The 13,629-nt window shown below is 72.6% G+C and carries 15 protein-coding genes; 12 read left to right on the plus strand and 3 right to left on the minus strand.

Annotation, left to right across the window (positions count from 1 at the left end; genetic code table 11):
- Positions 1-21 precede the first annotated feature (21 nt).
- The gene (gene ald, locus JOD51_RS04650; protein ID WP_204607238.1) at positions 22-1,122 is read left to right on the plus strand and encodes an alanine dehydrogenase; all 1,101 of its coding nucleotides are present in this window, start codon (positions 22-24) and stop codon (positions 1,120-1,122) included.
- 146 nt (positions 1,123-1,268) lie between these two features.
- On the opposite strand, the gene JOD51_RS04655 is transcribed toward ald, so the two are convergent.
- Positions 1,269-2,057, minus strand: coding sequence for a TspO-related membrane protein (locus tag JOD51_RS04655; protein ID WP_239539774.1), 789 nt, complete (start codon positions 2,055-2,057; stop codon positions 1,269-1,271).
- Positions 2,058-2,160: 103 nt separating this feature from the next.
- On the opposite strand from JOD51_RS04655, the gene JOD51_RS04660 reads away from it, so the two are divergent.
- The 9 genes from JOD51_RS04660 to JOD51_RS04700 all read left to right on the plus strand — a co-directional run bounded on the left by JOD51_RS04660 (position 2,161) and on the right by JOD51_RS04700 (position 11,775).
- Entirely contained in the window at positions 2,161-3,144 is a 984-nt protein-coding gene (locus tag JOD51_RS04660) for a magnesium and cobalt transport protein CorA (protein ID WP_259558793.1), read from the plus strand.
- 101 nt (positions 3,145-3,245) lie between these two features.
- Positions 3,246-5,381 carry an alpha-galactosidase gene (locus JOD51_RS04665; protein ID WP_204607240.1) on the plus strand — a complete coding sequence of 712 codons (2,136 nt, stop codon included), beginning with the start codon at positions 3,246-3,248 and terminating at the stop codon, positions 5,379-5,381.
- Positions 5,382-5,493: 112 nt separating this feature from the next.
- Positions 5,494-6,777, plus strand: coding sequence for a chloride channel protein (locus tag JOD51_RS04670; RefSeq protein WP_204607241.1), 1,284 nt, complete (start codon positions 5,494-5,496; stop codon positions 6,775-6,777).
- 126 nt (positions 6,778-6,903) lie between these two features.
- Positions 6,904-7,116, plus strand: a complete 213-nt coding sequence (locus JOD51_RS04675) for an antitoxin (RefSeq protein ID WP_204607242.1) — start codon at positions 6,904-6,906, stop codon at positions 7,114-7,116.
- A 108-nt stretch (positions 7,117-7,224) separates the two neighbouring features.
- Positions 7,225-8,550, plus strand: coding sequence for an aminotransferase class V-fold PLP-dependent enzyme (locus JOD51_RS04680; RefSeq protein WP_372377669.1), 1,326 nt, complete (start codon positions 7,225-7,227; stop codon positions 8,548-8,550).
- A complete protein-coding gene (sufU, locus tag JOD51_RS04685) occupies positions 8,547-8,996 on the plus strand; it encodes a Fe-S cluster assembly sulfur transfer protein SufU (RefSeq protein WP_204607243.1) in 450 nt (149 codons plus the stop codon). Before JOD51_RS04680 ends, sufU begins: the two co-directional genes overlap by 4 nt.
- 241 nt (positions 8,997-9,237) lie before the next feature.
- Positions 9,238-10,434 carry a cellulase family glycosylhydrolase gene (locus JOD51_RS04690; RefSeq protein WP_204607244.1) on the plus strand — a complete coding sequence of 399 codons (1,197 nt, stop codon included), beginning with the start codon at positions 9,238-9,240 and terminating at the stop codon, positions 10,432-10,434.
- Positions 10,435-10,637: 203 nt separating this feature from the next.
- Positions 10,638-10,982 (plus strand): hypothetical protein, encoded by a 345-nt coding sequence (locus JOD51_RS04695; RefSeq protein WP_204607245.1) that lies wholly within the window; start codon positions 10,638-10,640, stop codon positions 10,980-10,982.
- A 106-nt stretch (positions 10,983-11,088) separates the two neighbouring features.
- Positions 11,089-11,775: an alpha/beta fold hydrolase gene (locus JOD51_RS04700; RefSeq protein ID WP_204607246.1), complete on the plus strand. Its 687-nt coding sequence runs from the start codon at positions 11,089-11,091 to the stop codon at positions 11,773-11,775.
- Positions 11,776-11,778: 3 nt separating this feature from the next.
- Here JOD51_RS04700 and JOD51_RS04705 read toward each other — a convergent pair whose 3' ends face one another.
- The gene (locus JOD51_RS04705) at positions 11,779-12,270 is read right to left on the minus strand and encodes a MarR family winged helix-turn-helix transcriptional regulator (RefSeq protein ID WP_204607247.1); all 492 of its coding nucleotides are present in this window, start codon (positions 12,268-12,270) and stop codon (positions 11,779-11,781) included.
- Between the two features lie 61 nt (positions 12,271-12,331).
- On the opposite strand from JOD51_RS04705, the gene JOD51_RS04710 reads away from it, so the two are divergent.
- Entirely contained in the window at positions 12,332-12,700 is a 369-nt protein-coding gene (locus JOD51_RS04710; RefSeq protein WP_204607248.1) for a VOC family protein, read from the plus strand.
- Positions 12,701-12,977: 277 nt separating this feature from the next.
- Here the strand turns inward: JOD51_RS04710 and JOD51_RS04715 are convergent, their stop codons facing one another.
- Positions 12,978-13,220: a hypothetical protein gene (locus tag JOD51_RS04715; RefSeq protein ID WP_204607249.1), complete on the minus strand. Its 243-nt coding sequence runs from the start codon at positions 13,218-13,220 to the stop codon at positions 12,978-12,980.
- 178 nt (positions 13,221-13,398) lie between these two features.
- Between JOD51_RS04715 and JOD51_RS17655 the strand changes: the two genes are divergently transcribed.
- Positions 13,399-13,626: a VOC family protein gene (locus JOD51_RS17655; protein ID WP_372378309.1), complete on the plus strand. Its 228-nt coding sequence runs from the start codon at positions 13,399-13,401 to the stop codon at positions 13,624-13,626.
- Positions 13,627-13,629 lie beyond the last annotated feature (3 nt).

The raw sequence follows: 13,629 nt of genomic DNA on the forward strand, positions 1-13,629 counted from the left end.
TGCCCCACGAAGGAGTCCGTCATGCGCATCGGCGTCCCCACCGAGATCAAGAACAACGAGTTCCGCGTCGCCGCCACCCCGGCCGGGGTCGGCGAGCTGACGATGCACGGCCACCAGGTGCTCGTGCAGGCCGGAGCCGGCGCGGGGTCCGCCTTCACGGACGACGAGTACACCGCAGCCGGTGCCACCGTCGTCCCGGACGCGCGACAGGTCTGGGAGCAGGCCGAGATGGTGCTCAAGGTCAAGGAGCCCGTCGCGTCCGAGTACCCGCTGATCCGCGAGGGGCAGGTGCTCTTCACCTACCTGCACCTGGCCGCCGACCGCCCGCTGACCTCGGCGCTCGTCGAGTCCGGTGCGACCGCGATCGCCTACGAGACCGTGCAGCTGCCGGACCGGTCGCTGCCGCTGCTGTCGCCGATGTCCGAGATCGCCGGGCGGCTGTCGGCCCAGGTCGGTGCGCACCACCTGATGCGGGCGAACGGTGGTCGTGGGCTGCTCCTCGGCGGTGTCCCCGGGACGCCGAAGGGGCGGGTCGTGGTGATCGGCGGCGGTGTCGCCGGTGAGCACGCGGCGACGATCGCGCTCGGGATGGGGGCCGAGGTGACGCTCTTCGACATCAGCCTGCCGCGCCTCCGGGCCCTCGACGCGCGGTTCGACGGCCGGGTGACGACGCTCCGGTCGAACCCGCTCGCGATCGCGGCGGCCGTGGCGGACGCCGACCTGGTGATCGGGTCGGTGCTGATCCCGGGGGCCTCGGCGCCGAAGCTCGTGACCGACGCGATGGTGGCCGACATGCGACCCGGCTCGGTACTCGTGGACATCGCGATCGACCAGGGCGGGTGCTTCGAGGGCTCACGGCCGACCACGCACGACGACCCGACCTTCCGGGTGCACGACGCCGTCTACTACTGCGTGGCGAACATGCCCGGAGCGGTACCCCGCACCAGCACGATCGCGCTGACGAACGCGACGCTGCCGTACGCCGTGGCCATCGCGGACCAGGGGTGGGAGCGCGCACTGGAGGCTGACCCGGCTCTCGCACTCGGCCTCAACGTGCACGCGGGGCGGGTCACGAACGAGGCCGTGGCCGCCGCACACGGGTTGGTGGCCGCCGCACGCTGAGCCGGCCGGCGTGGCGGGCGGTGCCGTGCCTCCAGGCCGGAGGTCCGGAACCGGCCGTGCCTGCCGGGCGCCGGTCAGCGCCGTCCCTGCCCGCGGGGCCGCAGTCAGCGCCGTGCCGTGCCTGCCGGCCCGCGGACAGCGCCGCGTCAGGCCGTGCGCAGCCCGGCCGGCCGCGCGGCCCACCCCGCACGGGCGCGCGCCACGAGGGTCACGACGACGACGACTGCGGTGGCCCCCACCGCGGTGACGGCGGTCGGCACCGACACCAGCGGACCGTCGAGGCGCGCGATCGCGACCCACGCCAGGCCCCAGCCGAGCGACAGTGTCGGCGCGATCCGCCCGCGTCCGGTGACCGCGACGAGCACACCGACCAGGCCGGCGACCGCAGCGACGACGACGCCCCAGACGTCCTGCCCGAGACCGAACCCGCGGAAGCCCGCAGCGGTCAGGACCGCGGCCGTGTTGGCCGCCGTCGCGACGCACACCCAGCCGAGGTAGAGCCCGAACGTGCCGTCGGTGATGAGCGCCTCGAGACGACCGGACGGCCGGGTGCGCCGGAGCACCACGAAGGCCCAGGCGAGCACGCCGAGCAGCGCGACGATGATCGGTTCGCTGAGCCACAGGTACCCGAACTGCACGGACAGGATCCACGCGGCGTTGAGCAGCAGGGACAGCGTCGCGGGCACGGCGAGCCGGTCGTGGCGGGCGCGGTCGGCGGTCCGGGGAAGGAACTGCCACACGGCGAAGGCGATGAGCCCGACGTAGATGACGCTCCAGATCCCGAACGCGGGGCCGCCCGGCGCGATCGCCGTCGACGAGGCCGACAGTGCTCCGTCCGCCGCCTCGGCGATCGGTGTGCCGCCGGCCGCTCCGGACCCGATGAACGAGCCCACCACGGCGACGACGGCGCTCACCGCGATCACGATCTTCCGCATCCACCGCATGGTCATCCCTTTCGTCAGCATGCTGAGGACCTGGACGCTACGCCGTCCCGCTGCTGTTCGCCCACCGGTTGCCCAGGGTGCGTACGGTGGTGCCGTGACCGTCGAGTTGAACACCGTGTACGTGGACCGCATCGCCCCGACGGCGAGCAGCTCGCTCGACGACAGCTTCCGGATGCTCGAGGAGCAGGGCGCCTCCGCGTGCATCGTGCTGGACCGGCCCGACGCGGTCGAGCTCGGCGACGTCGCGGTGGCGCTCGGGCTGCACGAGCTGGCGGTCGAGGACTCCGCCGAGGGGCACCAGCGGCCGAAGCTCGAGCGGTACGGGTCGACGCTGTTCGCCGTGCTGAAGCCCGCCGTGTACCGGGACGCCGAGGAAGAGGTCGAGTTCGGCGAGGTGCACGCCTTCGTCGGCGAGGACTTCTTCCTGGCCGTCGTGCAGGCCGACCCGCGCGGACCGGGGACCGTGCCGCGCGCCCTGCAGCGGATGAGCGGCAAGCCGGGTCTGGTCACGGCCGGGTCGCAGGCGCAGCTCTGGGCGCTGATGGACTCGATCGTGGACGACTACCGCCCGGTCATCGACGGTCTGGAAGAGGACATCAACCAGATCGAGGGACAGCTGTTCTCGGGTTCGGCCGGGGTGTCCCGCCGCGTCTACGAGCTGTTCGGCGAGGTCGTCGACTTCCAGCGGGCAGCGCGACCGCTCATCCGGATGATCGAGGACCTGCACCGCGGCGCCGAGAAGTACCACCTGCCGGTCGAGCTGCAGCGGCGGTTCCGTGACGTGCTCGACCACGTCATCCGGGTCGTCGAGCGCCTGGACACCTTCCGGCAGCTGCTGCAGAACGCGCTGACGGTCGACTCGACCCTGGCCGCGCAGAAGCAGAACGACGACACGAAGCGCATCTCCGCCTGGGCGGCGATCCTGTTCGCCCCGACGCTGATCGCCGCGATCTACGGCATGAACTTCACCCACATGCCCGAGCTGACCTGGACCTGGGGCTACCCGCTCTCGATCCTGGCGATGGTGCTGTTCGCCGCGGTCCTGTACGCCGTGTTCAAGGCCAAACGCTGGTTCTGAGTGCACCAGCCGCTGGTTCTGAGTGCACCAGCGCGTCGGGTTGCGGCGCACCGCCCCGGACCGGGAGGCTCGTCCCCGTCCGTCCGCACCGAGGAGACCCGATGTCGCAGCTCCCCACCGTCCCCGTCCACCTGAGCGCCGGCGGCGTCTCCCTGGTGCTCGACTGCTCGGACGGCCGACTGCCCGCCGTCGTGCACTGGGGTGCGGCCCTCGGGGAGCTGTCGGACGCCGAGCTGACCGCGCTCGCCCGGGCCGACGTCCTGCCCCTGCAGCCGAGCACCCCCGACGTCGCCGTCCGTCTGAGCGTGCTGCCGGAGCCGCACACCGGGTGGACCGGCCGCCCGGGCGTCGCCGGACACCGCGACGGCGCCGACTGGTCGCCGGCGTTCACGGTGTCGGACGTCGCCCGCACCGGTGGCGCCGGCACCGCGCAGCGCCTGGTCGTGGACGCCGCGGACGAGGTCGCCGGCCTGTCGCTCCGTCTCGAGGTCGAGATGCTCGTCTCGGGCCTGGTCCGCCTCCGCGCCGCGGTGACGAACACCGCCGACGGCACGTACACGCTCGACGACCTGACCGTCGCGCTCCCCGTCCCCGAACGCGCCCGCGAGGTCCTGGACTTCGCCGGCCGCTGGGGCAAGGAGCGGACCCCGCAGCGACACGAACTCGTCGTCGGCACGCACCAGCGCGAGGGACGCCGTGGTCGCACCGGTCCGGACGCCGCCACGGTGCTCAGCGTCGGGACGCCCGGGTTCGGCTTCGCGAGCGGTGAGGTCTGGGGCGTGCACGTCGGGTGGAGCGGCAACCACCGCCACCACGCCGAACGCGTCAGCAACGGTCGGCAGGTCGTCGGCGGCGGCGAACTGCTCCTGCCCGGCGAGGTCCGGCTCGGACGCGGCGAGTCCTACGCGGGCCCGTGGGTGTACGGCGCGTACGGCGACGGCCTCGACGCGCAGGCCCGACGCTTCCACGACTGGCTCCGGCAGCGCCCGCAGCACCCGAGCCGCCCGCGTCCGATGACGATCAACGTCTGGGAAGCGGTGTACTTCGACCACGACCTGGCACGCCTGACCGACCTGGCCGACCGCGCGGCCCGGATCGGCGTCGAGCGCTTCGTCCTCGACGACGGCTGGTTCCGGGGCCGCCGGGACGACCGTGCCGGGCTGGGGGACTGGTTCGTCGACGAGGACGTCTGGCCGGACGGCCTCGCCCCGCTCGTCGACCACGTCCGGTCGCTCGGCATGGAGTTCGGGCTCTGGTTCGAGCCGGAGATGGTCAATGAGGACAGCGATCTGGCCCGCGAGCACCCGGAGTGGATCATGCAGGCGGACGGCCGACTGCCGGTCCGTGCCCGCAACCAGCAGGTGCTCGATCTGGCGATCCCGGCGGCGTACGAGCACGTCCTGGACCGTCTGACCGCGGTGATCGGCGAGGTCGGCGTCGACTACGTCAAGTGGGACCACAACCGCGACCTGGTCGAGGCCGGCACCCGCGGCGCCGGTGCCGCCGTGCACGAGCAGACCCTCGCCGCCTACCGGCTGATGGCGACGCTGAAGGAACGGTTCCCCGCGCTCGAGATCGAGTCGTGCTCGTCCGGTGGCAGCCGCGTCGACCTCGGTGTGATCGAGCACACCGATCGGGTCTGGACCTCGGACTGCATCGACCCGCTCGAGCGGCAGCAGATGAACCGGTGGACCATGCAGCTGCTGCCCGCCGAGATGCTCGGCTCGCACATCGCCAGCGGCACGAACCACACGACCGGGCGGCAGCACACGCTGGCCTTCCGGGCCGGCACCGCCCTGTACGGGCACCTCGGCATCGAGTGGGACCTGGCACGGGCGACCGAGGCCGAGGAGCGCGAGCTCACCGAGTGGATCGCGACCTACAAGCAGGTCCGTCCGCTGCTGCACGGCGGCGACCTGGTCCGGGTCGACCAGGCGGACGACACGCAGCTCGTCTACGGGTCGGTCGCGCCGGACCGCCGGCAGGCCCTGTTCTTCCTGGCCAGCGTCGGTCGGTCCGAGGTCAGCCCCCGTGGCCGGATCACGTTCCGTGGCCTGGACCCGGAGACCCGGTACCGCGTCGACCCGCTCGTCATCGGCGACGTCCCCGGCCTCGAGCCGGCACCGTGGTGGTCCGGCGACCGGGTCTTCCCGGGCCGCGTGCTCGAGGTCGTCGGCGTCCAGGCGCCGATGACCTTCCCCGAGACGGTGGTGCCGTTCCGCGTGACGGCCGTCTGAAACGACCCGGCCGGGAGGCCCGGATCACCATCCGCAGGTCGGGACCGGACCGCGGGTGGCGAGCCGGGCCTCCCGTCCGTCCCGGGGGAGCGCTCCCGCTACGCTTGCCGACATGCCACACAACGGTCACGCCGGTCCGGCCTGGGTGCTGAAGCTCGCCGTGGTCACCGGGCTCGTCGGTGTCGCCGGCGGAGCCGCGGGGATCGCGGTGTGGCTCGCGCTCCAGCTCATCCAGTTCGTCGCCTTCGGGTACCCGTTCGCCGGACACCACGAGGCCGCCGACGCTCCCTCGGGGCTGAACCGGTTCCTGGCGGTCCTGGCCGCCGGTGTCCTCACGGCGGTGGCGTGGTGGGCGATCCGCCGCTGGGGGCGACCCGTCGTCGGCGTGCCCGCGGCGGTCGGCGGCAAGCGGATGCCGTCCCTCGTGACCCTCGGTAACGCGGGCGTGCAGATCCTGGCGGTCGGGCTCGGCGCCTCCATCGGGAAAGAGGTGGCACCGCGTGAGATCGGCGCCTGGGCCGCCCAGCTGCTCACGGTCCGGGCCGGCCTGAGTCGTCGCGAGACGAAGGTGCTCGTGGCCTGCGGTGCGGCGGCGGGCCTCGCGGCGGTCTACGACGTCCCGCTCGGCGGTGCCCTGTTCGCGGTCGAGGTCCTGCTCGGCGAGCTCACCCTGGGCACCGCGCTGCCCGCGTTCGTGACGAGTGCGGTCGCGGCGTTCGTCGCCCGGCTCGTGATCCCGGACGAGGTGCTCTACCACGTGCCCGCGATGCACCTCTCGCCGTCGCTGCTCGTCTGGGCGGTCGTCGTCGGGCCGCTGCTCGGGTTCGCCGGCGTCGGGTTCGTGAAGACCACGAACCGGCTGCAGGGCATCGCCCCGACCGGGTGGAAGCTCCTCGTGGTGCTGCCGGTCGTGTTCGCGCTCGTCGGCCTGGTCGCGGTGCCGTTCCCCGAGGTGATGGGCAACGGTCGGGCGCTCGGCGTCGCCGCGATGAACGCCGACCTGGACGGCCCGACCCTGCTCGGCATGGCACCGCTCCTGGCGCTGCTGGTGCTCGGCCTGCTGAAGACCGTCACGACGGCCGCGACGATCGGTGCCGGCGCGGTCGGTGGCACCCTGACGCCGTCGATCGCCATCGGGTCGGCGCTCGGCGGGTTCCTCGGCGCCGCCTGGCTGCTGCTCTGGCCGGTGGACGGCGGCAGCATCGCCTCGTTCGCCTTCATCGGGGCCGCCGCGTTCCTGGCCACCACCATGCGCGCACCGTTCACGGCACTCGTGCTCGTCGCCGAGTTCACGCAGCAGGGGACCGACATCCTCATCCCGTCCCTCCTGGCCGTCAGCGGGTCGGTCGCCGTCGCGTACGTCCTGGCCCGTCGCCGCAGCGCGCAGATGACCTGAGCCGGACCGACCGCCCGACCGCCCCTGCACATCCGGTGAACGGACCGGACCGAGCGGTGGCTCCGTGGCTACCATCGGCGCCAGGACGCGGGGCACCAGGCACCGCGGCGAGGTGAGGAGCCGCTCATGGCGGGGTTCGACGACATCACGAAGAAGGCCCAGTCCTTCCTGCAGGACGGCAAGGTGCAGGACGCGCTCAAGAGCGAGAAGGCCGAAGACGTCAGTGACAAGGTGTTCGACGGTGTCGCCGACGCCGTGAAGAAGGTCACCGGCGGCAAGTACGACGACAAGATCGACAAGGCCCGCGACGAGGCGGACAAGCGCATCGGCAACGAGTAACGCCAGCTGCACGACGACCGCACGGTGCTGGCCCGACTGGACGCCCCGGGGAAGAACGACCACGATTGACGGGTTGTGTCCCGCAGGACGCTCAGGAGGGCCAGTACCGTGACGATCGTTGCACCAGCGCCGACGGACGACTCCGTCGAACCGCTCACCGAGGACGAGGTCGCCCGCATCCGGGCCGACTTCCCGATCCTGCAGCAAGCGGTCAACGGGCGGCCCCTGGCCTACCTCGACTCCGGGGCCACGGCCGAGCGACCCGTGCAGGTGCTCGACGCCGAACGTCGCTTCCTGGAGCACGACAACGCCGCCGTGCACCGCGGTGCGCACACCCTCGCCGCCCTGAGCACCGACGCCTACGAGGACGCCCGTGCCACCGTCGCCCGCTTCATCGGCGCGACCAGCCCGTCCGAGGTCGTCTGGACGGCGAACGCCACCGACGCGCTGAACACCGTCGCGTACGGCCTACGGAACGCCAGCGCCGGCCGCGGTGGCCCCGAGGCGGAGCGCTTCCGACTCGGCGTCGGGGACGAGGTCCTGGTCACCGAGGCCGAGCACCACGCCAACCTCGTGCCGTGGCAGGAGCTCGCCGCCGCCACCGGCGCGACGCTCCGCTGGGTGCCCGTCGACGACACCGGCTGCTGGACCGCGGCCGACGCCCTCGCACAGGTCACCGATCGCACCCGGGTCGTCGCGATCTCCCACGTCTCGAACGTCACCGGCATGATCGCCCCGGTCGCCGAGGTCGTCGCCGCCGCGCACGCGGTCGGTGCCCTCGTCGTCCTCGACGCCTGCCAGTCCGCACCGCACCGGCCGCTCGACGTCCGTGCGCTCGACGTCGACTTCGCCGCGTTCTCCGGGCACAAGATGCTCGGCCCGAACGGCATCGGTGTCCTCTGGGGCCGCAAGGAGCTGCTCGACGCCCTGCCGCCGTTCCGCACCGGCGGCTCGATGATCACGACCGTCACCATGGAGCACACCGACTTCATGCCGGCCCCCGAGCGCTTCGAGGCCGGCACCCAGCCGGTGTCCCAGGCCGTCGCGCTCGCCGAGGCCGTCCGCTACCTGGAACGCATCGGCATGCGGCGGGTGCAGGCGCACGAGGAACACCTGGCGCAGCGGATGCTGACCGGGCTGGCCACCGTGCCGGGCGTCACGGTCGTCGGGCCGCCCGCCGGGGTCGCACGCAGCGGCCTGGCCGCGTTCGTGGTCGACGGGGTGCACGCCCACGACGTGTCGCAGTACCTCGACGCGCAGGGCATCGCGGTCCGCTCGGGCCACCACTGCGCCCAACCGCTGCACCGCCGGCTCGGCCTGACCGCCACCAGCCGGGCGAGCACGTACGTGTACACGACCGAGGAAGACGTCGACCGCTTCGTCACCGCCGTCGCCGAGATCCGCGGGTACTTCGGTGCCGAGGACGCCTCGTGAACGGCCTCGACAGCCTGTACCAGCAGGTCATCCTGGACCACGCCAAGGCCCGGCACGGCGACGGCCCGCTCGAGCACGCCGACGCCGAGCACTTCGAACGGAACCCGACGTGCGGTGACGAGATCACCGTGCGGGTGCGTCTGGAGCCCGGCACCGACCGCATCGCCGAGGTCGCCTGGCGGGGGGACGGCTGCTCGATCTCGATGGCGTCCGCCTCGGTCCTGACCGACATGGCCGTCGGGCGGACGGTGCCGGAGCTGCTGGCGCTGACCGAGGAGTTCCGCACGATGATGCGCTCCCGCGGCGTCGGCGAGCCGGACGAGGACGTGCTCGAGGACCTCGTCGCGTTCCACGGGGTCTCGAAGTTCGTGATGCGGGTGAAGTGCGGGATGCTCGCGTGGGTCGCCGCCGAGACCGCGGCGCAGCAGGCGGTCGCCGCGCGCTGAGCGCCAGCCGCCGGCGTGCGGGACGGTCGGACCACCGGACGGGAGGCGCGGTGCCAGCTGGCACCGCGCCTCCCGTCCGTCGTCGACGCATCCCGCGACCGCCGGTTGACACTCGTGGTGCGGAGTGCAATCCTCGCCGTGTTGACGTTGCCATCACCGGTCGGGGGCCGGTCCCGCAGCGTCCGCGACCCTCGGACGACGGCGTCCGGGGTGCTCCGATGACGGAGCAGGAGGGAACACCATGACCATCCACACCACCACCTCGACGGACGGCAGGGGCCGACCGACACGAGGGCGCCTCCGCCGGATCGCGACCGTCGTTGCCGCCGTCTGCGCGGGCGTCACGGCACTCGCCCTCGCGGTGCCGACGACCGCGTCCGCGACACCGGCGACGACGACCGGCACCTCGGTCGCCGTCGCCGCCGCCCGCCACGGCCACGATGCCGGACCCGACGCCCGGCCCGACGCCCGGCTCGATCCCACCCGGTTCCACGGCGTGAACTGGGCCGACCCGCGCGACAACTACGTCAACGGACCCGTCGTGCTGTCGGGCCTGTCCACCTCGGACGACTACCGGACCACATACCGCAAGGCCGACCGGGTCATCCGTGAGTTCCGGAAGGACCTGGGCGCCGACACCGTCCGCCTGCCCGTCAACCCGTACTCCGTCGGCACGACCTGGTGGAACTCCTACCGTGCCGTCATCGACGCCGCCCGGCACCGGGACGTCAAGGTCGTCCTCGGCTACTGGGAGGGCAGCGACGCCAGCAAGGACGGCAAGGTCGACGACCCCGCCGCCTGGTGGGGCATGTGGGACACCCTGACCCGCACGTACAGCCACGATTCCGGCGTGTTCTTCGAGCCGATGAACGAGCCGTTCGGGTACGCCCCGGCCGACTGGGTGCAGCTCGCCACGACGTGGGTGCAGCGCTACACCGCGCAGGGCATCCCGCGGGACCGGGTGTTCGTCAGCGGCACCGGCTACAACGACCACGTCGACGCGATCTGCGCGGCACCCGCACTCGACGGCACCTACGTCTCACAGCACTACTACGGCTACTGGGGCACCCGGAACGCCGCCGAGTGGAAGGCCGACTTCGAGAGCCGACTCGGCGACCAGGCGTGCTCGAACCGCACCGTCCTCGACGAGTTCGGCGTGCCGATGACGACCGGCGTCGACTACCGCGGTTCCGACACCACCGGCAACGCCGACGCGGACAACTCGGTCGCGTTCCTGCAGACCGTGGCGACCGTCGTCCGGCAGCGGCACCTCGGCGCGGTCTACTGGCCGGGGCTCCGGACCGACGACACGTACAGCCTCGAGACCATCCGCGGCTCAGGCAGCAACCTCTCGCTCCGGGTCACGAACGACTCCGGGCTCGCGCTGCTGCACTGGGCGTGGGGTGAGGGGCGCCGGGCGCCCTTCGCGGTTCGCTGAGCCGGGTGCTCGGCGGTCCGGTCTTGCCTGACTGACTGACTGACCGACGGACGGGAGGCGCGGTGCCAGCGGGTGCCGCGCCTCCCGTCCGTCGCATGCCGGTCCGGCGGGTCGTGCGTCCGACCGGGTCGGCGCCGCTCGGGTGCAGCAGGGCCATCGGCCATCGCGACCGACGGTGAGCAGCTGCACCTCCGATGACGTCGATGAGCGACATGCGGACGGGTGAGCGCGGGGTCGCCGCGGCGATGTGGGTGGTGCTCGTCCTGGGCTGCGGGGTCGTCGTCGCGATGCTGTGGTTCGGTGCGATGCTGGACGTGTTCACCCTCGGGGTGATGCCGACACCGGCCGCGACGGCGAGCGGCCGCGCGAGCCTGAACGCGGCGGCGGTCGTCAGTGTCGCGGCAGCGTCCACCACCGTGGTCCTTGCGGTCGTCCTCCTGTGGCGAGGTGTGCACCGGGTCGGTGCCGCGGTCGCGTTGGTCCTCGCGCTCTGCGCTCCGTGGGTTCCGGTGTGGATCGCGATGAACCCCGTCCTCGCCGGCGAGTGACCGGACGGGAGGCGCGGTGCCAGCGGGTGCCGCGCCTCCCGTCCGTCGGTGGTCCGGTCCCCGACGGGCCGTCGTCCGTCGTGACGGCAGCGCTACCCTGCAGTCCATGGCGGACGACGGGACGGGCGCGCGGATCGTGTTCCTGCACGCCTCGAACCGGAGTCCGGACCGGGCCTGGTCGGCGGTCGGGGATCTCCCCGGTGCGCTGTTCGCGGTGATGCCCGGGTACCGCACGGATGTGCCGGCCACGTTCGACCAGGACCGCTGGGAGGCCCGGCTGCTCGGCACGTGCGATGCCGGAGCGACCGTGGTGGCGCACTCCTTCGGCGGGCCGGTCGCCATGCGTGCCGCCGCTCGTCGTCCGGACCTGGTCCGGGCGCTCGTGCTGTTCGAGCCCGCCGCCTACGCCCTGGCGCGGGGGAAGCCGGCGATCGAGGACCACATCCGCCGGGTGCAGCCGGTGCTCGACCGGGCATCGACGCTCTCGGCGGCGGAGTTCGCCGTGGCCTTCGCAGCGGCACTCGCCGGGCAGAGCATCGCACCGCCGACGGGAGCAGCGGACCTGCTCGCGGCGGAGCGGCAGCGCCGCCTACCTGGGCCGTGGAGCCTCGACACCCCGGACCGGATCGGTTTACCAACCCTGGTGGTGACGGGCGGGTGGAACGACGAGTACGAGGCCATCGCCTCCCGGATCGTCGGTGCCCGTCACGTGACGCTCGCCGGGCATGGACACCGGCCGCAGGACCATCCCGACGCCGTCGGGGTCGTCCGGGCGTTCCTCGACGAGGTCTGACCCTCAGCCCGCGTCGTCGTCCTGTGGACCGCTCGCTGCCGGGGTCGGGTCCGCGCCGCGGAGTGACCGGACCATGCTCTGCAGGAGGCGCCGGGCGGCCGCTCGGTCGTCCTCGTCGAGGTCACTGAGCATCCGGTCCTCGACGCCGCGGACCGCCGCTGTCGCTGCGGCGAGGTCCCGACGTCCGCGCTCGGTGAGCTGCGCCGGCATCACCCGGCCGGAGCGGGCCTCCGACGGGCGGGTGACGACGCCGTCCCGCTCCAGTGTCTGCAGGAGCACGTTCATCGACTGCCGGGTGACGAAGGTGCCGCGGGCGAGCTCGGAGTTCGACGAACCCGGACGCTGCGCCAGCAGTTCCAGGCACGAGTAGTGCGTCACCGTCATGCCGAGCGGGCGGAGCACGGCCTCCATCGCGGTGCGGAGTGCGGTCGCGGTCTCCTTGAGCAGGTAGCCGATCGAGGTCGGCAGGTCGACGCCGGGTCCGTCTTGACTCATGTCAGCAGTCTGACATACGCTGCTCGATGTCAGACAACTGACATCAAAACGAGGAGCACCCATGCCCGTCACCGGCCCCGACTTCGTCTCCCTGCAGGTCCGCGACCTCGACGCCTCGCAGGCGTTCTACGAGCGGTACCTCGGCCTGGTCCGCTCACCCGCCGGACCCCCGCACGCCGTCGTCTTCACCACGACGCCGATCGCCTTCGCGCTGCGGGACGTCGTCCCCGGCACCGACCTCGACGCCGCCGGACAGCCCGGTGTCGGCGTCGCGCTCTGGCTGCACGGCACCGAGGTGCAGGCGATGCACGACGCGCTGCTGGCCGATGGGCACCGCATCGTCTCGAGTCCGATCGACGGACCGTTCGGGCGCACGTTCACGTTCGCCGACCTGGATGGGTACCACTTGACGGTGCACGACCGGGCGTGAGTCTGGGGAGGAGCGGTCTGCTGGTGCGGAGCGTGGCGCGTGCCGGGACCCGTGCCGGGACCCGTGCCGGGGCCGGGCCCGGCCCGGCGGCGGCATACGGCGTCACGGTTCGTGACGTGGCCGAGGCGCGGGCGGCCGGCCGCACCCCGAGGGGCGCGGAGAACGTGCAGGGATCGACGCGGGCGCGGCTTGAGCGCAATCAAGCGGTGAGGCAGCCCGAGATCCTCGAGGGAACCGCGCAGGAAGCGTCACGGCGGAGCACCCGGCGGTTCGGGGCCTACCCGCGTCCGCGACGTGCGACCGCGGAGATGCCGCACCCGGCGCCGAGCCCGAGTGCGCCGAGCACCGTGAGGCAGTAGCCGAGCACCAGTGGCCCGCTCGATACCACGGTGGGGTTGAAGACGGTGTCGCTGAGTGGCGCGTACGCGAACCAGCCGGACCGGACGGGATGGGTCCACTGCCAGACCGTGATGCCGATCCCGATGACCAGCAGCACGAAGCCTGCCGTCGCGAGGATCACGGCCCGACGAGACAGGTGCTGCTGAGGAGCTGACACGAGCGCCATTGTGCCGCAGATCGGCGCGATGCTCACAACGGGTCAGCGACGGTGTCCCGCGCATGCCTAGACCGTTGGCCTGCTGCTGGTCGCGGACGAGATCGACGTCGTCGTCCGCTACTCCCTCGCCGGCGAGCAGGCGCTGATCGGCGCGGCCGATCACGACCTCCTCCTCCCCCGGGATGGTTGGCCGTTGCCGGGCGGGGGGGGTGTTGGTGGGCCGCACCGTACCGAGGTGCAGGCGATGCACGACGCCCTGCTGGCCGATGGGCACCGCATCGTCTCGAGTCCGATCGACGGGCCGTTCGGGCGGACGTTCACGTTCGCCGACCCGGACGGGTACCACGTGACGGTGCACGACCGGGCGTGAGTC

The organism is Curtobacterium herbarum, from assembly GCF_016907335.1.
Taxonomy (GTDB): Bacteria; Actinomycetota; Actinomycetes; order Actinomycetales; family Microbacteriaceae; genus Curtobacterium; species Curtobacterium herbarum.

Coding starts and splice junctions, on each gene's coding strand:
- ald (WP_204607238.1), top strand. CDS start 22: ATGCGCATCGGCGTCCCCACCGAGATCAAGAACAACGAGTTCCGCGTC.
- JOD51_RS04655 (WP_239539774.1), bottom strand. CDS start 2,057: ATGCGGAAGATCGTGATCGCGGTGAGCGCCGTCGTCGCCGTGGTGGGC.
- JOD51_RS04665 (WP_204607240.1), top strand. CDS start 3,246: ATGTCGCAGCTCCCCACCGTCCCCGTCCACCTGAGCGCCGGCGGCGTC.
- JOD51_RS04670 (WP_204607241.1), top strand. CDS start 5,494: ATGCCACACAACGGTCACGCCGGTCCGGCCTGGGTGCTGAAGCTCGCC.
- JOD51_RS04675 (WP_204607242.1), top strand. CDS start 6,904: ATGGCGGGGTTCGACGACATCACGAAGAAGGCCCAGTCCTTCCTGCAG.
- JOD51_RS04690 (WP_204607244.1), top strand. CDS start 9,238: ATGACCATCCACACCACCACCTCGACGGACGGCAGGGGCCGACCGACA.
- JOD51_RS04695 (WP_204607245.1), top strand. CDS start 10,638: ATGAGCGACATGCGGACGGGTGAGCGCGGGGTCGCCGCGGCGATGTGG.
- JOD51_RS04700 (WP_204607246.1), top strand. CDS start 11,089: ATGGCGGACGACGGGACGGGCGCGCGGATCGTGTTCCTGCACGCCTCG.
- JOD51_RS04705 (WP_204607247.1), bottom strand. CDS start 12,270: ATGAGTCAAGACGGACCCGGCGTCGACCTGCCGACCTCGATCGGCTAC.
- JOD51_RS04710 (WP_204607248.1), top strand. CDS start 12,332: ATGCCCGTCACCGGCCCCGACTTCGTCTCCCTGCAGGTCCGCGACCTC.